Source organism: Dactylosporangium sp. NPDC051087, assembly GCF_055586325.1.
In genome coordinates, this window is sequence record NZ_JBVJIJ010000003.1 from 437,132 (window position 1) to 457,319 (window position 20,188).

Here is a 20,188-nt window from a genome sequence, read left to right on the forward strand (position 1 = left end):
GGGCCGGGGCGGTCGCGTCCGGTCACTCGCCCGGGTGTGACGCCGGCGGGCGGCGGTCGCGTTTGGCGGCGTAGAGGGCGGCGTCGGCGCTGGTGTACAGGTCCCGGGCGGTGTGCGCCTGGCTCGGGGCGTGCGCGGCGCCGGCGCTGATCGACAGCGGCACGGTGCGCCGGTCCGGCAGGGTCAGCGGGCTGGCGCGGACGGCGCCGACGAAGTCCTTCGCGCGGGCGACGGCGGTGTCGTAGGAGCAGCCCGGCATCAGCACGGCCAGCTCGTCGCCGCCGAGGCGGGCCACGACGTCCGCGCCGCGGCACCGTTCGTGGAGGATGGCGGCGATGTGGGTGAGGGCGTCGTCGCCGACGGCGTGGCCGTAGGTGTCGTTGATCTCCTTGAACCAGTCGACGTCGATGAGGACCAGGGCGGTCTCGGCGTCCTTATCGCCGGCCTGCCGGACGGCGTGTTCGAGGGCCTGTTCAAGGGCCTGGTCGAGGATGCGGCGGGTCGCCAGGCCGGTGAGCGGGTCGACGTCGGCGAGGTGCCGCAGCCGGCCGACGAGCCGGTCCTGGGCGAGGCCGGCGCGGGCGAGCGCGGCGGCCATCAGCAGCAGGGTCAGCGTGACGACGGCCTCGCCGGTGAGGGCGGCGCCGGTGACGGCGACGACACCCGGGACCCGCAGGTGGACGGCGGCGAAGAGGACCGGCATGTAGAAGTACAGCAGTCCGGTGACGCCGGCGTTGCCGGTGCCGATGTCCAGCAGGACGATCGAGCCGCAGCCGATCACGGCGGCGGGTGTCTGCAGCATCCCGACCGCCCGGCTGGCACCGGCGAAGACGAGCACGGCGCACAGGGCCGCGAGCGTGGCCCCGGCGGCGGTCGGCACCGGGTCGACCGGGCGCGGGCCGAGGACGGCCTCGCCGAGGTAGATGGCCGACGGCACGGCGGCGAGCAGGCCGGTCGCGAGGTTGCGTTCCGGTCCGCCGCGCCGTGGGCCGGCGGCCCTGAGCGCGCGGGCGAGGCGGCCCTGCCGGGACGTGCTCACGCGGTCAGATGCGGAACGTGGCCACGACGGTCCGGAGCTCCGCGGACATGCGCTCCAGTTCACCGTTGAGCCGCAGCGCGTCGTCGACCCCGGCCTGGGTGGTGCGAGCGGCGTCGGCGGCACCGGTGATGCTGCGGGCGATGTCGGACGAGCCGGTCGCCGCGGCGTTGACGCTGCGGTCCATCTCGGCGGTGGTCGCGGCCTGCTCCTCGACCGCCGCCGCGATCGTCTGCTGGTACTCGTTGATCTTCGAGATGATCCCGGTGATCTGCCCGATCGCGTCGACGGCGTTCTGGGTGTCCTGCTGGATGGCCTCGACGCGGCGGGAGATGTCCTCGGTCGCCTTCGCCGTCTCCTGCGCCAGGTCCTTCACCTCACCGGCGACGACCGCGAAGCCCTTGCCGGCGTCGCCGGCGCGGGCCGCCTCGATGGTGGCGTTGAGGGCCAGGAGGTTCGTCTGCTCGGCGATCGACGTGATCACCTTGACCACGTTGCCGATCTCGGTCGACGACGCGCCGAGCCTGGCCACGGTCGCGTTCGTCGAGGTCGCCGCCTGGACCGCGTCGTCGCCGACCTGCACCGCCTGGGCGGCGTTCTGGGCGATCTCGCGGATCGAGGCGCTCATCTCGTTGGAGGCGGTGGCGACGGTGTCGACGTTGCGGGACACCTGCTCCGCGGCGGTCACGATGCTCTGCGCCTGGCTGCTGGACTGGTTGGCGTTGCGGGCGAAGCCCTGGCTCACGTCGCGCAGCTCGCCGGACGCGCCGGACAGCGCGGTCGCCGACGCGTCGAGGGTGCTGACGACGCCGTGGATCGAGCTGGTGGCCTGGTCCAGCGCGCCCGCGATGAGCCCGAACTCGTCCTTGCGGTGCAGGTTGAGCCGGCGGGTCAGGTCCCCGGTGACCATGGCGTCCAGGTGCCTGAGGACCTGCTGAGCCGCCTGCAGCAGCGGTCTGATGCCGAGGTACGCCGAGAACGCGTTCGCCACCGTGAGCACGCAGATGAACGCGACCGCGGTGCCGAGGCCGATGTCGACGGCGTCGGTGGCGTCCAGGAGCCAGAAGCCGAGCGCGCCGACGCCGACCGTCGAGACGGCCTGCCCGGCGACCCCGACGAACATGATGGACCGGGCGGGTCTACGGGTCTGCTGCGAGTCCGGCACAGTCCCCCGATCGGCACCGTTCAGCCCGCGTTGAGGGTTTCCAGCCCGAGGCCGCGGCGGCCGATGTCGTTGAGGTCGGCGGGCTGGAAGCGGTTGGGCCATTCGCGTTCGTAGTGCTCGGCGGGGAAGTCCGACGGGCTCTCCCCGCTGAGGAACGCCGCGCGGACGGACGCCGCGTACTGCTCGTTGCGCGGGCACCAGGGGGCCGCCGGGATGTACATGACGTTGCCCCAGCCGCGTTGCGCCTCGACCGGCGCGACACTGTGGATCATGTCGCAGTGCCACCAGACGGAGTCGCCGGCCTTGACGTCCGGGATGCCGGCGAGTGCCTCCATGAGCGGGGCGTGCCACTTGTGGCCGGCCGGGAAGACCTGGTTGACGGTGACGCCGCACATGTCGTCGTCGGGCACGTCGCTCAGCAGCGGGCGCAGCATCAGGTAGGCCATCGCCTCGGGGATCGGCACCGTGTGCAGGACGCCCTGGTCGTGGTCCATGTCCGACAGTGCGGTCCAGCCCTGGAAGGTGCGGAACGCCGAGCACATGGTGGAGCCCGGGTACTGCGGGCCGGCGGTGCGATGGGCGGCGTCCCACGGGTCGTACCGCTCGACGCTGCCGTCGAACAGGTGCCGGAACGCCTGCTGGTAGGCCCGGGTCATCCACAGGTCGAGGGTGCCGGGGTCCAGGTGCGTGCCGAGGCCGGCGGAGTCCGAGCCCTCGGGGCGGCGGCGGATCCGGTCGGGGTAGAGCGAGTCCCGGTCGGGGTCGAACCATTGCGTGCCGCCGGACTCGTGCTTCCACCGGCTGTTGAGGAACGCCTGCACGGTGGCCATGCGCTCGCTCTGCCGGGCCTGCATCTGCGCCGGCGACCAGTAGATCGGGTAGATCTCGGGCTTGGAGCCGACGCTGCCGAAGAAGTCGTCGCCGGGGCCGCGGTAGTGCTCGAAGAACCGGTTGCTCTCCACGTAGTCGACGATGTCGCGGTCCCAGCCGAGGGCCTGCTCGCGCTCGAAGTGCCCGCGCACCACGAGGCAGCCGCGGCGCTGCAGCTTGGCGACGTCCGCGGCGGAGACGGTGCCGGCGGCGATGTCCGCATAGTCGATCACCGGCCAGATGGTCTCGCCGGTGCGGCGGGCGGCCGCGATCTCGTCGACGGCTGCCTGCACCCGCCGCTCGACGACGGCGAAGACCTCCTCGACGGTGCGTCCGGACGCGGCGATGCGCCCGCGCAGGGCGGCCTTGATCTCCCGGGTCGCCGCCCGCAGGTCGGCGGGGGTCTCCTCCCAGTGCGGCAGCGCGGTGTCGATCACGGCCCCTCCATTCTAGGTAGGTGTCTTTACTTGTATCGAACGTACGGCCCGCGGCGATACAAGGCAAGGGTCCTGACTAGAATTCGCACGGTGGACCCCACGATGCCGTCGCTGGACCTCGTCCGGTCGGTCACCGACGAGCACGTCCTGCGCGCGCTGATGCGGCACCGGCAGCTGACCAGGGCCGAGCTCGCCACCGAGATCGGCATCTCGAAGCCGACCGCGGGCGAGAGTGTCCGCCGGCTCGCGGAGCGCGGCCTGGTCGCCGACACCGGCGAGCGCACCCCGGGCGGCCGCGGGCGGGGCCGGGTCGGGTCCTACTACGCCCTGGACCCGTCGGTGGGGGTCGCCCTCGCCGTCACCATCGCGCCGGAAGGGGTGCTCGCCGAATACGTGGACGCCTACGGCGACACCGTGGCCCGCGGCGCCGCGCCGATCGGCCGGCCCGCCCACCCGACCGAGGTCGCCGCCGCCCTGCTCGCCGCGCTGTCCACCGGCGGGCCACGGCCGCGGCTGGCGGTCGTCGGGGCGGCCGACCCCGTCGACCGGGCCACCGGCCGGCTCGTGCAGCTGCCCGACGCGCCCTTCCTCGTCGGGTCGCTGGACGCGGTCGCCGTCCTCGCCCCGTTCGTGGACGGCCCGGTGACCGTCGACAACGACGTCAACTGGGCGGCCCTCGCCGAGCGTGACGCCGCCGGGCGGCCGGCCGACTTCGCCTACCTGTACCTCGGCGAAGGCCTCGGCTGCGCGATCGTCAACGACGGCACGGTCCGCCGCGGCCATCACGGCCTCACGGGCGAGATCGCGCACCTGCTCACCATCGGGCCGGCCGGCCGCGCGACCTATCTCATCGACGTGTTCGGCGCGCTCGGCCTGCGCCGTGCCGGCTCCACCGCCATCGACGTCGAGGTCGTCCTGGAGCGCTGCGCCACCGACGCCTCGCTGCGCACGGCGATCGGCGCGGCCGTCGCCGGCGTGGTCGCCGCCGTGGTCGCCCTCGCCGACCCGCAGGAGATCGTCCTCGGCGGCACCTGGGGGCCCGCCCTCGCCGACCCGATCCGCGCCGCGACCGCCCTCGCCCCGCGCCAGGTCCCGGTCCGCCCCGCCACGGTCACCACCGACCCCGTCCTGACCGGCGTGCGCACCGAGGCCCTGCACCGCCTGCGCGCGACCATCACCGGCGCCGCGACGATTTGAACAATCTGTTGAAAACAGATCGTTGAAGTGGCATGCTCCGACGGTATGACGGAGATGCTGACCTTCCCCGACCCCGAGGCACGGCGCGCGGAGCGGGTGTACGCCGCGCTGGCCCACCTCACCGAGCGCCACGCCGCCTCGCCCGAGCTGCGCTCACGGCACACCCACGCGGACGTCGCCGCCCCGCACGAGGTGGTCCGCGTCGCCGCGGCGATGGCCGCCGGGTCGATCCCGCCGGCCCCGGGCGAGCCCCCGCTGGACACGTCCGACCTGGTCGCGGCGCTGACCCTGCTCCCCGAGGTGCGGGCCGAAATGGACGCCACGGAGCTCTACCTGATCAGAACCGCCCGCGCCCGCGCGATGACCTGGCAGGACATCGCGCTGAGCCTCGGCCTGGGCACCCCGCAAGCGGCCCGGCAGCGCTACGAACGGCTGGAGGCCCGCAGCGACCCGGCGACATGACCGGGCCGGCCGTGGTGCGCGTGCCGGCGGACAGTGAGGTCGATGTCGACGTCACGGCCGAGGCGCTGATAGCGGGCGGCCGGGAAGATCCAGTACCGTGCGCGCGTGCAGGCAGAGGACGACGAGCCGCGGGCCGTCGAGTTCGTCGGTGTGGGTGGCTACGGGGTGCCCATGCCGTTCACGGCGTCCTCCGCCGGGCCGCCCCTGCCGCCGGAAGCACCGCCGGCCGGGCGGAAGCGGCGGTGGCCGTGGGCCGTGCTGACCATGGCGGTCGTCGCCGGGCTCGTCGTGGCGCTGTACCTCGCCGCCGGGACGACCGCGCGGCCGCGGGCCGCGAAGGTGCACTGGATGCCGCTGGACGCCGACGACCGGTGGAACGTCACGGTGAAGATCGGCTACTGCCTCGGTGACCCCGACTGCGCACCGGTCGATCTGGAACTGCCGAGCACGTGGACGGTCCGCGACGGGCGGGCGGTGGCGACCACGTTCCAGCGCACGGTGCTGCCGTGGGACATGACGGCGTTGCAGGCGGTCACGGGCCGCCGGGTCATCGTGGCCGGGGCGGCGTCCCTGGCGGGGCAGTTCGGCCGGACCGTCGCGGACGCCGACAAGGCCGCCGACATCGCCGACCGGTTCGCCCGGTGGGGAGCGCCGCCGAAGCGGTACGTGGTCTACGTCGCCGGGCCGGAGCAGTGGCGTACCTGGTGGAACGGGCAGGGCGACAGCGCCGACGGTTACGCGGTCGGGTCCTACGGTGTCGCGGTCCAGGCCGGCCAGGACACGTCGGTCAACCTGCTGGCGCACGAGTTCGCGCACGTCGTCACCCTCGTCGACGAGTACGGCCCGAAGCGGCTGTGGTGGCTGACGGAGGGGCTCGCGGAGTACGTCGCCGACCGGGACGGTGCCTGGACCAGGGACCGGCTGCCGGCGGTGCGCCGGTCGTGCGCGCCAAGCGCTGGGACGGCGCGATCACGCTCGGCGGGATGCCGGGCGGCCTGTCCGACGACGACCAGCGCGCCCGGTACGGGCTGGCCCTGCTCGCCGTGACCTGTCTGGCGCAGCGGTTCGGCGAGGACAGGATGCTGGCGTTCTTCGGCGCCGTCGCCCGCGAGGGGACGGACCTGGAGCAGGCCGCCGCGGACGTGTTCGGCACCGGATGGGCGCCGGTCGCGGACGGCTGCGCCGCGCAGATCCGCGCCCGCGTGAAGTAGCGCGAGAAACCGCTGCAGCACCGGCAAGGTTCCGCCGGCGTCCGGCGTATGTAGCGGTGGAGGTAATACGTGGATGCCGTAATCAAGCACGAGTTCACGCAGTTCGTGGCGCACCGCAGTCATGCGCTGTTCCGGTTCGCGTACGCGCTGACCGGTGCGCAGCACGCCGCCGAGGATCTCCTGCAGGGCGCGCTCGCCAAGGCGCTGCTGAAGTGGCCGGGTATCACCGCGGACCCGGAGCCGTACGTCAAGCGCATCATGTACCGGGACTGGATCTCCGTGTGGCGGTACCGCCACCGGCGCCCGGAAACGCTGACGGCCGCGCCGCCGGAGGAGGTCGTCGCCGACCCCAACGAGCGGACCGACCTGCGGCTCGTGCTCCGCGACGCGCTGCGCGTGCTGACCCCGCGGCAACGGGCGGTCATCGTGCTGCGCTATCTCGACGACATGACCGAGCAGCAGGTGGCGGACCTGCTCGGCTGCTCCACCGGCACCGTCGCCAGCCTGACCTCGCGGGCGCTGGCCAAGCTGCGCCGCGCCGCCGCCAACTCTCCGGCCCTGGATGGAGTATCGCTGTGAACCAGCCTTTCGACACCGCGCTGCGCGACGCTCTCGAGGACCTGGTCGGGCAGGCCCGCCCGGTCGACCTCGCCGAGCCGGCGGTGCGCCGGTACCGCCGGCTGCTGTGGCGCCGCCGCGCCCTGACCGGGCTCGCCGCGGTGGCCGCAGTGGGCGCGCTCGCCGTCCCCTACGCCGTGCTGTCCGGCGGCCAGGGGGTGCCGGTCACGCCCGCCGCGCCGGGCAGCACGGCGCCGGTGCCGTCGGCGCAGCCGGCGAGCCCGTCGGCACCGGCCCAGCGGCCGCCGGCCACCCCGGGCCCGACCCCGAAGTTCGGCGCCGGCCCGGTCGACGTCGGCGGCGGTCTCGTCATCGTCGCCGCCCCGGCCCAGAACGGCACCCTGGTCCTCGTCCGGAGCAAGGGCACCTACCGCACGGTGCAGTACAACACCGTCCGCCCGGCGCCGGCCGGCGACCTCGCGGCGGTGATCGACGGGCAGCGGGTCGGCATCCTGAACGTCGCCACCGCCAAGGTGCAGTGGATCACCGGACCGAAGATCGTCAGCGGTGCGCCGGACTGGTCGCCGGACGGCACGAAGGTGGTGTACGCGACCGACGGCACCGAACCGGACAGCATCCAGATGGCGGTCGCCGACGCCGGTACGGCCACCGCGAAGAAGGTGGGCCCCAACATCGTGTGCCTCGAGGCGTGCGCGCCCGGCTGGCGGCCCAACGGCACCGAACTGACCCAGAAGGACTTCGACGCCGGCACGATCGTGTACTCGGCCGCGACCGGCACCCGCACCGGCGACACCGTGCCGGGCGCCGTCCCCGGCCGGCACTCCTGGTCGCCGGACGGCCGGTTCGTCGTCGTCGCCCAGAGCGGCCAGGCCACCGTGATCGACCTCTCGACCGGCCAGCCGGCGGGCACCCTGCAGGGCGACGCCAGGGTGGTGTACTGGACCGGCCCGGACGAGCTGGCGATGGTGCGCTCCGACGACGTGGCGCTGGTCGGACTGGACGGCACGGTCCGCCGGATCACGCCGCTGCCCGCCGACGTGGTGCCGGACGAGGTGACCGCCCTGGTGCTGGGCCGCCCCTGACCGGGGCGGTGCCGCTGCCGAGGCGGTCAGGGTGAGCGGGGCAGCAGGATGCCGCGGTTGAAGGCCTCGGCGACCGCGGCGGCGCGGTCGCTGACGCCGAGCTTGGTGTAGACGTTGAGCAGGTGGCTCTTGACGGTGGCCTCGGTGATGAACAGGCGGGCGGCGGCCTCGCGGTTGGTGTTGCCGGCGGCGACGAGCTCCAGCACCTCCAGCTCGCGCTGGCTGAGCAGCTGCGGCGGCGGGGTCCGGACCCGGTTGACCAGCCGGGCCGCGACGGCGGGGGAGAGCACCGTCTCGCCCCTCGCGGCGGCCCGGGCGGCGCGCAGCAGCTCCTCGCGCGGGGCGTCCTTGAGCAGGTACCCGGTGGCGCCGGCCTCGATCGCCGGCAGGACGTGGCTGTCGTTGTCGTAGGTGGTCAGGACCAGTACCCGGGCGGCGACACCGAGGCGGGACAGCTCCGTGATCGCGGTCAGCCCGTCCATGCCCGGCATCCGCAGGTCCATCAGGATCAGGTCGGGGTGCAGCGCCTGCGCCATCCGGACGGCCTCCGCGCCGTCGGCGGCCTCGCCCAGCACCTCGAAGCCGGGCGCGGCGGCGAACATGCTGCTCAACCCGTTGCGGACGACGGGGTGGTCGTCGGCGACGAGCAGCCGGACCGGGTCGTCGCTCATGAGGCGCTCCAGGGAACGGGGATGCACGCCGAGATGCCGGTCCCGGCGCCGGGTTCGGACTCGATGCGCAGCGTGCCGGAGGCCGCTTCGACCCGCTGCCGCATGATCATAAGGCCGAAGCCGGTGCCGGCCGGATCGAAGCCCTTGCCGTCGTCGAGGATGTCGAGGGCGACTTCGTGCTCCAGGTACGACAACGTCAGCGCGACCCGGCCGGCGTTCGCGTGCCGGGCGACGTTGGCGAGGGCCTCCTGCGCGGTGCGGAACAGCGCGAACTCCGCCTCCGGCGGCAGCGGCCGGGGCTCGCCGGTCGTGGTGGCCCGCACCGGCAGCCCGTGCAGCGCCGACCAGCGCTCGGCGACCTCGGTGAGCGCGTCGCCGAGGTGCCCGGTCTCCAGCGGCTCGGGGCGCAGCGCGTCGACGGACCGCCGGGCCTCGGCAAGGCTCTGCCGGGCCATCCCCTTCGCCGTCTCCAGGTGCCGCCGCCACGGCTCGGGGACCGGGCCCGCCTGCTCGGCCGCCTGCAGCTGGGTGACGATGCCGATGAGCCCCTGCGCGACCGTGTCGTGGATCTCGCCGGCCATCCGGCGGCGCTCCTCGAGGATGCCCGCCTCCCTCGCCTGGGCGAGCAGCCGGGCGTGCAGGCCGGCGTTCTCGGCGACGGTCGCCTCCAGCAGATGGTTGGCCCGGCTGAGCTCGGCCTTCTGATGTTCGTCGGCCCGCAGGATCCAGGCCATGCCGAGCATGATGGCGATGTTGAAGCCGATGATCCCCGCGGTGATCGCGACACCGCCGGCGTCGGTCTTCGGCACGTCGGTGGCCTGCGCGGTCCCGGCGATGACCGCGGTGAGGGCGATCGCCGGCAGCCGCCACGGCCATCCCAGCACGGCGTAGGCGTGGATGTAGGCGGCCGGGGTCAGGAACGCGAACATCGGCTCCCGCAGGACCAGCACGGCGATGAGGATCAGCAGGCCGGCGGAGTACACCAGCATCGGCCCGGTCCGGTCCCAGGTGTCCCGCCGGAAGGTGAACATCCCCAGCATCCACGCCGCGACCAGCGCGCACAGGCCGAGGTCGACGAGCCCGCCGCCGATGACGACCGTGTACGCGGTGAGCGCGGCGAGCAGCACGTAGGGCACCACGACCACCAGCACCCACGCTCCGCGTGGCGTCTCGTCGGCCATTGAACGACCCTATTCCCAGCGGAACCAGCGGATCGCGGCGAGGGTGCCCGCCGCGGCGTACGCGAGCAGCACCAGCAGCGGCTGCGGCGACGGGAACCCGTCCTGGAACGCCTGTACCCCGGCGCCGAGCGGGGTGGCGTGGCTGATGTCGCGCAGCAGCGGCGGCATCTGCGTGACCGGCACCCACAACCCGGCGAAGAACATCAGCGGGAAGTACAGCACGGTGCCGATCGCGGTGGCGGCGCCGCGGCCCGGGGCGAGCGCGGTGACCAGCAGCCCGATCGCGAACAGCGCGGCCGCCACGAGCACCCACCCGGCGGCGAACCCGAGGGGATTCGGCGGCAGCGGCACGCCGAACCCGATCCGCGCCACCGCGAGCAGGACGGCGACCGCGACGAGCGCGATGAGCAGGTTGGCGACGAGCTGTGCGGCGAGGACCCTGGCCGGCCCGACCGGGGTGGTGCGCATCCGCCGCAGGACGCCGGTCTCGCGGTACCCGGCGAGCGTGTTCGGCAACGCGATCAGCGCCAGCATCGCCAGGTTGAACAGGACGAGGACCGGCACGTACAGCTCGAACGTCGACAGCCCGCCGTTGGCCGCCTCGGGCCGCCGCATCGACGGGACGTTGCCGAGGATGACCAGCAGGAGCAGCGGGAAGGCGACGCCCCAGATCGGCGCGACCTTCTCCCGGAGGGCGAGTTTCGTCTCCACGGCGATCAGCACGGCGCGTTCCTTTCGACGGTGGTGAGTGCGACGAACGCGTCCTCGAGGCTCGCCTGCTCGACGCGCAGCTGCCCGGCGGTGACGCCGTGCCGGGCCAGGGTGGCGGTGACGGCGGAGAGGACGTCGCCGGTGCCGTCCACGACGACCAGGTCGCCGCGGCGGGTGACCCCGGTGACGTCGGGCAGCACGGTCAGCAGCGCGTCGTCGAACGGCGCCGACGGCCGGAACCGGATCCGCTGCCCGGCGCCGGCCCGCTCGGCCAGCCCGGCGGGCGTGTCCACCGTGACGACCCGCCCGGCGTCGATGAGCGCGATCCGGTCGCAGAGCCGCTCGGCCTCCTCCATGAAGTGGGTGACCAGCACGATCGTCACGCCCCGGCCGCGGACGTCCTCGATCAGCTCCCACGTGTCGCGGCGGGCCTGTGGGTCCAGGCCGGTGGTGAGCTCGTCGAGGATCGCCACCCGCGGGTTCCCGATGAGCGCCAGGGCGATCGACAGCCGCTGCTGCTGCCCACCGGACAGCTTCGCGTAGCGGGTCCTCGCCTTCCCGGCCAGGCCGAGCCCGTCCATCAGCTGCCGCCAGTCGGCAGGATCGGGATAGAAGGAGCTGTACAGCCGGAGGGCCTCGGCGACCCGCAGCCGGCCGGGCAGTTTCCCGTCCTGCAGCTGCACGCCGACCTGCCGGGTGACCGCCGCGCGGTCCCGCCACGGGTCGAGCCCGAGGACCGTCACCGCACCCCCGTCGGGTGCCCGGATACCGGCGACGCACTCCACGGTCGTGGTCTTGCCGGCCCCGTTCGGGCCCAGGATGCCGAAGATCTCGCCGGGCTCGACGCTGAGCGAGACGTCCTCGACGGCGACGGTACCGCCGTACCGCTTGTGCAGATTCCGAATCTCGATGACCGGTGCCATGCGCCCATCGTTTCGCCGTCCGTGCAATGCCGGCAGTCACCGGCGGACGGGCCCGCCCCAGTCAGGCGGTTGGCCGCCGAACCCACCGATCGGTGGGTACCGGTCCCGGACGAGGGTGCTCAGCCGCTTTCCGGTGCCGGCGCGTCGTCGAACAGGGCTCGCAACGCCGCGACGTGGCGGCGGTACGCCTGCCGGCCGGACGGGGTGAGACTGACCCAGGTCTTCACCCGTCCCCGGCCGGTGGGCTTGGCCACCTCGATGTAGCCGGCGTCCTGCAGCACCTTGAGATGCTTGCTCATGACCGAGTCGGCGACGCCGAGCAGATCGCGCAGGACGCTGAACTCGGTGCTGGTGGTCGCGTCGAGGAACGCGCAGATCCGCAACCGGTTCGGCGCGTGGATCACCTCGTCGAACGACTCGGTCACCGCCCGTCCCGCAGCTGGGCCCGCAACGCGCAGTCGAACCGCCGCCCGATGAACACGGTGCCGGTGGACGCTGTCACGGCGAGCGCCCAGATCGGCCAGCGCAGGTCGGTGTAGGCGCCGACGGCCCAGGCGGTGATCGCCACCGCGGCGATCAGCACGCCCAGGCCGATCGCCCAGCGGCTGGCCCGGCCCCCGTCCAGGCCCGACACCCAGACCCCGGTCAGCCGCCGGTACACGCCGGCCAGCCCGAGGCAGCCCAGCGTGAACAGCACGCCCGCGGCGAGCCTGACGCCCGTGTTGCCCAGGGCGAGCGCGACCACGTAGGCGCCGAGCATGAGACCCAGCGCCGGGTGATACCACCACGGCGTCACCAGCCGGTCGGCCAGCGCGCCCCGGGCCTCGGCGATGGCCGTCAACTGCTCCGCCGCACCCGCACCGCCCATGTTTTCCATGTTGGAAAGTCAATCACATTCCAAGACGGAAAGTCAATCGGGGCGGCCGCCAGGGAGGCGTTGCGGAAGAATCGGCCGCGATGTTCGGGTGCAAGGGATGCGGGGGCCGAGCTCACCGTGCCGCTGGCGGAGGTGACGCTGCCGCCGCACGCCCATGGCCGGTACGGGCACGGGCTGCTCGGCGTGCTGATGGAGCCCGGCACGTATGCCGTCGACCCGTATCCGTTCGGGCCGCCGTGGCGGCGCTGGGCCGAGGGCGGCGCGGAGGCGGCGGAGGACGCCGGCTGGTTCGCGCCCCGGGAGGTCGTGCCGGGCGGGCCGCGGGGAGCGATCGTGATCGCGCCGGGCGACGCGCGCGGCACCGTGTTCCGCGAGGACCTCGCCGGCAGGTGGGCCTGCTGCGGCATGGGCGGCAGCGACGGCCCGAACCTCGCCTGCGCCCGCTGCGGCCGGTTGGTCGCGACCCGCATCGACGACTGCGGCTACTGGCAAGCGGTCTGGCTGGACCCCGGGGCGGTCGTGCACCTCGGTGCCGCCGCCGTGCCCCTGCTCGGCTGGGCGGACCTCTGGGACCAGCGGGGCGGCCTCGACCCGCTGGAGCCCGACGGCGACTGGAGTCCACTGTGGTCGATGGCGCTCGGGGCGTCCTTCGCCCACCTGCTGGCCGCGTCGGGCGGCGTCGCGGTCACCGTCGCCGACGGGTTCGTCGCCGAGCTGCTGGGGGCGCCGCTGGCCGCGCTGCTGCCGCCCGCCCCGCCGGTGCGCCGGCTGACCGTGGCCGGCCCGCTGCTACCGGCCGGGGACGTGGACATCGCGCTCGTCCCGCGGCACCCGCAGACCGGCGCCGTCTGGCCCCTGCCGGACGGCGGCGACGCGGTGCCGGTGGACTGGGACGTTTGGGTGCGCCTGGCGTACCGGCCGGTCCGCGCCCCGGTTCCGCTGCCCGCCGACGAACGCCGCGACGATCCGCCGCCGCTGCTGCGGCCGCTGTACCGCTTCCATCTCGACCGCGACGTGTTCCTCATGACGCTGGCCCGGCTGCCCGAGGTCCGCCGGCCGTGGCTGCGCGCCGTCCACGACCGGGTGGTGGACGAGGGATACCGCGGCTGGTATCTGCCGTGAGCCGACCTGGTGGAGGCGACCACCGGTGAGGACCGGGACTCCGGCGGCGGCCGGGGGTGCCGCCGCCGGAGCGGGCCGGCTCAGAGCTGGCCGGCTCAGAGCTGGCCGGCTCAGAGCTGGCCGTGGGAACACCCGGTGAGGTAGCCCGCCAGGTGCGCGGCCGGGATCTTCGCGACGAACGACTCGCCCCACGTCCACGTCGGCACGTGGTAGTGGTCCTTGACCTTGTCGATCGGGCCGGTGATCGCGACGATGTGCTCGCCGACCGGGGTGCGGTGCCCGAACAGCGTCCGGGGTGGCGCAGGCGGGCCGTCGAACGCCGCGGTGTCGCCGCTCGTCCGGCCTAGCCAGCCGTCGACGCCGTTGACGAAGCCGATGACGTACGGCCGGTGCTGCGTGAACTCGTTGTTGATCGCGGCGACCGCGGTGTCGACCCGTCCGGCCAGCGGCGACCAGGTGTAGCTCGGCGCGCCGAGCACCTTCGTCATGATCGCCTCGATGCCGTCGGGGTCGAGTGCCAGGTCGCCGTCCTTCTGGTAGATGACCGAGTCGTTGACCGCGGCCTGGTACACCAGCGGCTGGCTCTGCGCCGCCTCGGCGTAGGCGTCGTAGGCGACGTCGAGGCGCCCGATGCCGCTGGTGACCAGCAGCCGGCGGTCGGCGTCGACGAGCTTGATCCGCCATTTCCGGCCGCGCTCGAGGACCTCGACGGTCGCGCCGGTGGGGTTGATGGAGAACCCGCACAGGTACGCGGAGCGCCAGTCCTTCATCCGCAGCCAGTACGCGAGGTCGTCGCCGACCGTCGCCGCGTCCAGGTCGGCACGGTACCGGATCGGCAGGTCGAACAGCCGCACCGGCGCGGTGCCCGGCCTCGTGCGGAACGACGCGGAGATGTCCTCGGAGGTCATGAGCTGCAGCTCGTAGATGTGCGGCGAACGCTCCTTGAGCAGCTTGCCGAGCGCCCGGGACAGCATGAAGTCCAGCTCGTACAGCGGCTGCGGCGGCGTCAGTCCCAGCTCGGCCTCGTGCTCGGTCTTGCGCGTCCACTGCTTGAGCCGCCCGGCCAGCAGTTTGCCGGGTGCCACGGTGATCCCGTTGAACGCCCGGTCCCGGAACACCGCGTCCAGCAGGTCGGCGAAGCGCTGCAGGTCGTCGTCGGCGAGCATGGCCCGCACGACCGCCGCCATCCCGCACACGCCGAAGCTGCTCTGCTGCATCTCGTCCGGGTCGTTGATCAGCTCCACCGCCCGGTCGGCGAACCGGGCGAACTCCGCGTCCTTCTCCTTCGCCAGCAGCCGCACGTGGGCCTGTGCCTCGTACCGGTTCATCAGCCGTCCCCTCCACCGTTGTCCGGACCTACCTGCATGCCGACCCCGCGCAGGCGCCGGCAGATACCGGCTGTCACGTTGGCGACACGTTCCGAACGGGTGAACGCGGTCGCCGCGCGCCGGTCCGGGCCGCTGCCGGGATGCCGGACCGGCCGACGATGATGGACCGGTGAGTGGCGTCCCGAACAGGTCCAAGCTGACGATCGAGGATGTGGCCCGCGCGGCCGGCGTGTCACGGTCGACGGTGTCCCGGGTGATCAACAACCTGCCCGGTGCGTCCGGGCCCGTGCGTGAACGGGTCCGCGGCGTCGTGGCCGAGCTCGGGTTCGTGCCCGACCAGACCGCGCGGGGACTGGCGTCGGGGCGGCCGCGGGCCGTGGACGTCGTCGCGGTGCACCACGGCCCGGCGGACGGCTGGATGGGCACGCACCCGTACTTCAGCCGGGTGCTGGTGGGGGTGACGTCCGTGCTGGACCCGCTCGACGTCCAGGTCCACGTCCATCCGGTCGCGTGGGACGACGCGGAGCGGACGCTGGACGCGCTGGCGGCGAAGGCGACCGTCGGCGCCGTGCTCGCCGACGTCACCCCGGACCTGGCGATGCGGTTCCACCGGCGGTGCCGGCGGGTGGTGTCCCTGGTCGCGACGGCGGCGCCGGTACCGGCGATCGAGGTCGACAACGTCGGCGGTGCCGCCGCGGCCGTCGAGCACCTGCACCGGCTGGGGCGCCGGCGGATCGCCGCCGTGCACGGCCCGGAGGACAACGCGTGCGCGATCGACCGCCGCGCCGGATACGTGCGGGCGGTCGAGGCGCTCGGACTGCCGCGGATCGGCGCCGTCGGCGACTTCCGCCGGGAGGACGCCTACCGGGCCGCGCACCGGATCCTGGAGCAGGACCCGGCGGTCGACGCGATGTTCGTCGCGTGCGACCTGATGGCCGCCGGTGTCGTACAGGCCGTCACCGCGACCGGCCGCCGCGTGCCGCAGGACGTCAGCGTGGTCGGGTTCGACGACAGCATCGCCGCGGTGTGCGCCAACCCGCCGCTGACCACCATGCGGGTCCCGGTGGAGCAGATGGCCGCCGCCGCGACCCGCCTGCTGCTGCAGGACGCGGTCCCGCCCGGGTACCGGCAGCGCTTCCCGGTCGAACTGGTGCGTCGCCAGAGCGCCGGCTGAGACCACTGAGCCCTGGTACCGGGCCCTGGTACTGGGAGCGCTCTCGCCGCTAGCGTCCGGTCCCTGCCGGCCGGCGACCCCGCCCGTCGGCGACGGATCGAGACGTGGCGACGGGAGCGGCGAGTCGATGAGCGACACCGAACAGGCGGCGACCACCCGGCCGGAGCACGCGCCGGTGCGGCTCGTGCTGGCCTCGCCGCTGTTCCGCGGGGCGACGATCGCCCTGTTCCTGTCCGGTGCCGGGATGTCGGCGGCGGCCCCGCAGATCGCCAGGTTCCTGGTCGACGTCCTGGGAAGTTCGCTGCCCACCGCCGGCCTGTTCTACCTGACCAACCTGACCGCACCGGTCGCCGGCTACCTGGTCGGTGCCCGCTCGGACCGCACCGGCGGGCGGCTGGGCCTGTTCCGGGTCTGCGCCGCCGCCGGTTTCCTCGGCTGGCTGGGCATCGCGTACTCCACCCAGCTGTGGATGCCGTTCGCGATCAGCGCGCTCGTGCTCGGCTTCGCCGGCGCCGCGACCTCACAGCTCTTCGCCGCCATCCACGACGAGGCGGCCCTGCACCCGGACCGCGGCAACGACGGCGTGGTCGCCATCGTCCGGATGGCCCTCACCGCGGGCTGGGTCGTCGGACCGGTCGCCGGATCGTTCCTGGCCGCCGCGGTGGACCTGCGCACCGTGCTCGTCGTGACCGGGGCCTGCACCCTCGCCCAGGTCGTCCCGCTCGGCACGGTGCGCACCCCGCCCGCCCGTCACCCGTCCGCCGACGGCCCGCGCCGGCCACCGCTCGCGGCGATGCTGCCGCTGCTCGCGTTCACCGGCCTGTTCGTCCTGGTCTACGCCGGTGAGCCGATCAAGTACGCCTACCTGCCCATCTACATGAACGACATTCTGCACCTCGACCCCGCGGTCAGCGGCGCGGTCATCGGCATCCAGCCGCTCGTCGAGCTGGCGCTCATGCCGGTCGCCGTCATCGCCGCCCGCAGGGTCGGCACGATGCGCCTCATGGTGGTCGCCGCCGGGCTCGGCGTGGCCGCGAACGTCTGCTTCGCCACGACCGGCACCGCCGCCGGGCTGTTCCTCGGTCAGGCGCTCATGGGCGGCGTCTGGGCCGTGTTCATGACCCTCGGCATCATCGTCGCGCAACGCCTGCTCCCCACCGCGGTCGCGACCGCGTCGGCCGTCTTCCTCAGCTCCAGCGCCCTCAGCTCCGCCATCGGGGGGCTGGGCGGCGGCCTCGGCGTCGCCACCGTCGGCCTGCCCCACGTGTTCCTCATCCCCGCGGCGCTCACGCTCACCGCCGCCGCCGGTCTGGCGGTGATGCACCGCACCACCGGCCGGCGGGACTGACCGCCCGGGCGGCACCCGAGCCCGCCGCCGCCGGTCTGGCGGTCATGCACCGCACCACCGGCCGGCGGGACTGACCGCCCGGGCGGCACCCGAGCCCGCCGCCGCCGGCCTGGCGGTCATGCACCGCACCACCGGCCGGCGGGATGACCGCCCCGGGACGCTCAGGTGGCCGTGACGGAGTAGGCGCCGCTCGCGCAGCCGGTGATCCGCCAGCCGCCCGGCACCTGCTCCGCCGACGCGTCGAGCACGTTCGCGGTGCGCAGGCGCGGCTCGGCCGTACCGGGGAACCAGATGTCGAGCCGGCAGTCCACCGGGTCGGGCGGGGCGGTCGCGGTGATCCGCAGCTCGGCGCCGCGCGGGCCCGCCGTCAGCGACTCCAGCCGGCCCGGGAGGGCGCGGGGATAGGCCCGCGACAGCGGCTCGGCGAAGGCTGCCGGCGGCGGGATCGACGCACCCGTGCGGCAGTCGACCGCGACCAGGTTGCCGGACGTGGCCGCGTCGGCGCCGGTCTCCGGCGAGCCGCAGCCCTGCCGCCACACCCAGAACGCGCCGCCGATGCCGAGCCGGTCCTGGGCCGCGGCGAAGCGCCGCACCTTCACGCCGTCCGTCTCGGGTTCGCCGAACCAGCCCCATTCGCCGGGCCACAGCGCGGCGCCGTAGCCGGCGGCCGCGCGGGTGGAGACGGTGAGGTTCCGTTCGATCGACGCGATCGTCAGGCCCAGGCTCTGGTCCATGCTGATGGACTCGCTGTACGGGTGCGGGGCGAACACCAGCTGCCGGTCCGCGGTGAACCCGGGCGGTGGGGTCACGTCGAACCCGAGACCGGACCACAGCACGCTCGGCTGGAAGAAGGCGACGTGGGCGAACCCGCCGGCGGCGTTCTCGGCCGCGCGGATCGCGGTGATGGCGGCGTCGTAGAACCGGCCCAGCAGCAGCCCCGAGCTGATCGGCGGGCCGGTCCCGATGCCCGGCTCGTTGAGCAGGTCGTACCCGGCGACGGCGGGTTCACCGGCGAAGGCGCGGGCGACGAACGCCCAGGTGCGGACGAGCTCGGTCTGGATGCCGTCCCGGTCGGCGTACAGGTTGCCGAACGCCGTCGCCACCGCGGGCGCGAGGTCCCGGGCCAGGAACTGGCAGTGCGCCGTGCCGTCGGTGATCGTCGCCCAGGCCGGCGCGCCGTCCCAGCCGGTGGTCGGCGTGGTGCCGCCGCCGCACCGCTCGGACGGCCTGGCGAGGGCATTGCCCCACGCGTCCTGGTGCATGTCCAGCACGGTGTAGATCCCGTGTGCCTTGGCGCCGGCGACCGCCGCCCGGATCTGCTGGAGGTACGACTCGTCGAACCTGCCGCGTTCGGGCTCCAGCCGGGACCACGACATGCCGAGCCGGATCACGTTGAAGCCCAGCGCCGCCATCTGGGCGAAGTCGTCATCGGTCAGCGGCCGCGTCGCCGGTACGGCCGGATCGCGCAGGTAGTAGTCGATCAGCTGGTTCACGTTGACGCCGCGCAGGATCACCTGCCGGCCGGTGCTGTCGCCGATCGTGGGCGTCCCGTCGCGGCCGGCCGCCGGGTGCACCTGCAGCCGTTGCATGCCGCTGCCACCCGCGACCGCGGCGAAGGCCGGCGGTCCGGGCTGCCCGGGCGCGCCGGCGAGGGGCGCCAGGGCGAGGAGCAGCACCCCGGCCACCGCGAGGGCCGCCAGCCGCCGCCGGGTGTGGGGAGGCGGCAGCAGGACGGACGGCCACCGCGCGCCGAGCCGGACCAGGAGCGCCACGAGGACCGCCGCCGGCAGGCCGACGGCCGCGCCGTAGCTGAGCCCGGTCGCGACGCCGAGCAACGCGGTGCTGATCCACCAGCTGTCCGGCCCGGCGCCGGAGAGCCGCCCGGTCAACGGCGCGATCGCCGCGCCGGCGACCCCGAGGCCGAAGCCGGCGACCACCGAGGCCAGCCACACGGTCACGCCGGCGGCGAGCGGCCCGGCGCCGGGCAGCCGGCGGCCCAGAGACCGGACGACCGCCGCGACGGCGGCGAGGAACACGGCCGTGCCGAGGAGGAACCCGGGCACACCGGCGGCGGCGGTCGGGGCGGCGAGGAAGCCCGCGAACGCGTACCCGACCGGGCCGCCGCGCCACCACTGCGCCGCCGGTCCCGCGGCGGCGAGCGCGGCCACGGCGAACACGACCAGCACCGGTGCGAGGACCGGCCGGGCCGGTGAAGGGCCGGTCTCGGGCTCGACCGGGGAAGGTTCGGCCGGTCCGGCGCGGAAGGCGAGCGCGGCGCAGGCCGCGACCACGGCGCCGACGACGGCGTACTTCAACGCCGCGAAGCCGCTCGTGCTCACCGCGAACCGAAGCGCCGGACCGGCCGGAAGGTGCCGCCCCAGCACCGGAACCGCCGACACGAAGCCACTCGCGGCGCTCGCCCAGGCGCCGGCGCCGGCGACCGCTACCCAGGCGGTGACGAACACCCATCGTGCCGTCAACCGCCGGCCGACGAGCAGCACGGGAGCCGCCGCGCCGGCCAGGAGGAGCGGCAGCCCGACCGCGAGGGGTGCCCAGCGGAAGGGGCTGCCGCCGCCCGCGAGGGGCAGCCCCCGGCCGCCGACCGGTGCGAGCAGCCCCGACGGATCCGTCGCGGCACCGGCCGCGACCACGGCGAGGAGCACGGCGACGACGGCCGTGGCGGCACGGCCCTGCGGCGCTGCCCACATCCGTCGGAGGGCCAGGAGAGGCGAAGTGGCACGCATAGTAGACGCGAGTGTGGCTCGCATTCGACGTTTTGTCAGCCCCGTCCAGGCACGTGTTGCCCAGGGCAGT

General features: G+C 74.2%; 20 protein-coding genes. 9 read left to right on the forward strand and 11 right to left on the reverse strand.

The genetic code is table 11. The features are described from left to right. Positions 1–22: 22 nt before the first annotated feature. The 3 genes from ACZ6TV_RS08555 to ACZ6TV_RS08565 form a co-directional block, all read right to left on the reverse strand. Positions 23–1,039 (reverse strand): GGDEF domain-containing protein, encoded by a 1,017-nt coding sequence (locus tag ACZ6TV_RS08555; protein WP_465296531.1) that lies wholly within the window; start codon positions 1,037–1,039, stop codon positions 23–25. Positions 1,040–1,043: 4 nt separating this feature from the next. Beyond that, positions 1,044–2,159: a methyl-accepting chemotaxis protein gene (locus ACZ6TV_RS08560; RefSeq protein WP_465296532.1), complete on the reverse strand. Its 1,116-nt coding sequence runs from the start codon at positions 2,157–2,159 to the stop codon at positions 1,044–1,046. A 62-nt stretch (positions 2,160–2,221) separates the two neighbouring features. Beyond that, positions 2,222–3,508, reverse strand: a complete 1,287-nt coding sequence (locus ACZ6TV_RS08565) for a DUF1479 domain-containing protein (protein ID WP_465296533.1) — start codon at positions 3,506–3,508, stop codon at positions 2,222–2,224. A gap of 90 nt (positions 3,509–3,598) precedes the next feature. Between ACZ6TV_RS08565 and ACZ6TV_RS08570 the strand changes: the two genes are divergently transcribed. The 6 genes from ACZ6TV_RS08570 (at position 3,599) to ACZ6TV_RS08595 (ending at position 8,039) form a co-directional block, all read left to right on the forward strand. Further along, complete coding sequence (locus ACZ6TV_RS08570) at positions 3,599–4,705, forward strand: ROK family transcriptional regulator (protein ID WP_465296534.1); 1,107 nt, start codon at positions 3,599–3,601, stop codon at positions 4,703–4,705. 45 nt (positions 4,706–4,750) lie between these two features. Then, positions 4,751–5,167, forward strand: coding sequence for a DNA-binding protein (locus tag ACZ6TV_RS08575; protein WP_465296535.1), 417 nt, complete (start codon positions 4,751–4,753; stop codon positions 5,165–5,167). Positions 5,168–5,272: 105 nt separating this feature from the next. Then, complete coding sequence (locus ACZ6TV_RS08580) at positions 5,273–6,214, forward strand: hypothetical protein (RefSeq protein WP_465296536.1); 942 nt, start codon at positions 5,273–5,275, stop codon at positions 6,212–6,214. Beyond that, positions 6,151–6,378, forward strand: coding sequence for a hypothetical protein (locus tag ACZ6TV_RS08585; protein WP_465296537.1), 228 nt, complete (start codon positions 6,151–6,153; stop codon positions 6,376–6,378). The genes ACZ6TV_RS08580 and ACZ6TV_RS08585 overlap by 64 nt, the downstream gene beginning before the upstream one ends. Positions 6,379–6,447: 69 nt before the next feature. Next, positions 6,448–6,957, forward strand: a complete 510-nt coding sequence (locus ACZ6TV_RS08590) for a SigE family RNA polymerase sigma factor (RefSeq protein ID WP_465296538.1) — start codon at positions 6,448–6,450, stop codon at positions 6,955–6,957. Beyond that, the gene (locus ACZ6TV_RS08595; protein ID WP_465296539.1) at positions 6,954–8,039 is read left to right on the forward strand and encodes a hypothetical protein; all 1,086 of its coding nucleotides are present in this window, start codon (positions 6,954–6,956) and stop codon (positions 8,037–8,039) included. The genes ACZ6TV_RS08590 and ACZ6TV_RS08595 overlap by 4 nt, the downstream gene beginning before the upstream one ends. 26 nt (positions 8,040–8,065) lie before the next feature. On the opposite strand, the gene ACZ6TV_RS08600 is transcribed toward ACZ6TV_RS08595, so the two are convergent. The 6 genes from ACZ6TV_RS08600 to ACZ6TV_RS08625 form a co-directional block, all read right to left on the reverse strand. After that, positions 8,066–8,710, reverse strand: coding sequence for a response regulator (locus ACZ6TV_RS08600; RefSeq protein WP_465296540.1), 645 nt, complete (start codon positions 8,708–8,710; stop codon positions 8,066–8,068). Continuing rightward, positions 8,707–9,891, reverse strand: coding sequence for a sensor histidine kinase (locus tag ACZ6TV_RS08605; RefSeq protein ID WP_465296541.1), 1,185 nt, complete (start codon positions 9,889–9,891; stop codon positions 8,707–8,709). Before ACZ6TV_RS08605 ends, ACZ6TV_RS08600 begins: the two co-directional genes overlap by 4 nt. A 9-nt stretch (positions 9,892–9,900) precedes the next feature. Then, the gene (locus ACZ6TV_RS08610; protein WP_465296542.1) at positions 9,901–10,614 is read right to left on the reverse strand and encodes an ABC transporter permease; all 714 of its coding nucleotides are present in this window, start codon (positions 10,612–10,614) and stop codon (positions 9,901–9,903) included. Then, a complete protein-coding gene (locus ACZ6TV_RS08615) occupies positions 10,608–11,525 on the reverse strand; it encodes an ABC transporter ATP-binding protein (RefSeq protein WP_465296543.1) in 918 nt (305 codons plus the stop codon). Before ACZ6TV_RS08615 ends, ACZ6TV_RS08610 begins: the two co-directional genes overlap by 7 nt. A gap of 119 nt (positions 11,526–11,644) precedes the next feature. Beyond that, positions 11,645–11,950 (reverse strand): transcriptional regulator, encoded by a 306-nt coding sequence (locus ACZ6TV_RS08620; protein WP_465296544.1) that lies wholly within the window; start codon positions 11,948–11,950, stop codon positions 11,645–11,647. Then, the gene (locus ACZ6TV_RS08625; RefSeq protein WP_465296545.1) at positions 11,947–12,393 is read right to left on the reverse strand and encodes a hypothetical protein; all 447 of its coding nucleotides are present in this window, start codon (positions 12,391–12,393) and stop codon (positions 11,947–11,949) included. Before ACZ6TV_RS08625 ends, ACZ6TV_RS08620 begins: the two co-directional genes overlap by 4 nt. A 126-nt stretch (positions 12,394–12,519) precedes the next feature. On the opposite strand from ACZ6TV_RS08625, the gene ACZ6TV_RS08630 reads away from it, so the two are divergent. After that, positions 12,520–13,524, forward strand: coding sequence for a hypothetical protein (locus ACZ6TV_RS08630; protein WP_465296546.1), 1,005 nt, complete (start codon positions 12,520–12,522; stop codon positions 13,522–13,524). A 110-nt stretch (positions 13,525–13,634) separates the two neighbouring features. On the opposite strand, the gene ACZ6TV_RS08635 is transcribed toward ACZ6TV_RS08630, so the two are convergent. Further along, positions 13,635–14,852, reverse strand: coding sequence for a hypothetical protein (locus tag ACZ6TV_RS08635; protein WP_465296547.1), 1,218 nt, complete (start codon positions 14,850–14,852; stop codon positions 13,635–13,637). 169 nt (positions 14,853–15,021) lie between these two features. On the opposite strand from ACZ6TV_RS08635, the gene ACZ6TV_RS08640 reads away from it, so the two are divergent. Both ACZ6TV_RS08640 and ACZ6TV_RS08645 read left to right on the forward strand, forming a co-directional pair. Continuing rightward, positions 15,022–16,026, forward strand: coding sequence for a LacI family DNA-binding transcriptional regulator (locus ACZ6TV_RS08640; protein ID WP_465296548.1), 1,005 nt, complete (start codon positions 15,022–15,024; stop codon positions 16,024–16,026). Between the two features lie 127 nt (positions 16,027–16,153). After that, complete coding sequence (locus tag ACZ6TV_RS08645) at positions 16,154–17,374, forward strand: MFS transporter (RefSeq protein ID WP_465296549.1); 1,221 nt, start codon at positions 16,154–16,156, stop codon at positions 17,372–17,374. Between the two features lie 161 nt (positions 17,375–17,535). Here ACZ6TV_RS08645 and ACZ6TV_RS08650 read toward each other — a convergent pair whose 3' ends face one another. Then, positions 17,536–20,082: a cellulase family glycosylhydrolase gene (locus tag ACZ6TV_RS08650; protein ID WP_465296550.1), complete on the reverse strand. Its 2,547-nt coding sequence runs from the start codon at positions 20,080–20,082 to the stop codon at positions 17,536–17,538. Between the last annotated feature and the right edge of the window lie 106 nt (positions 20,083–20,188).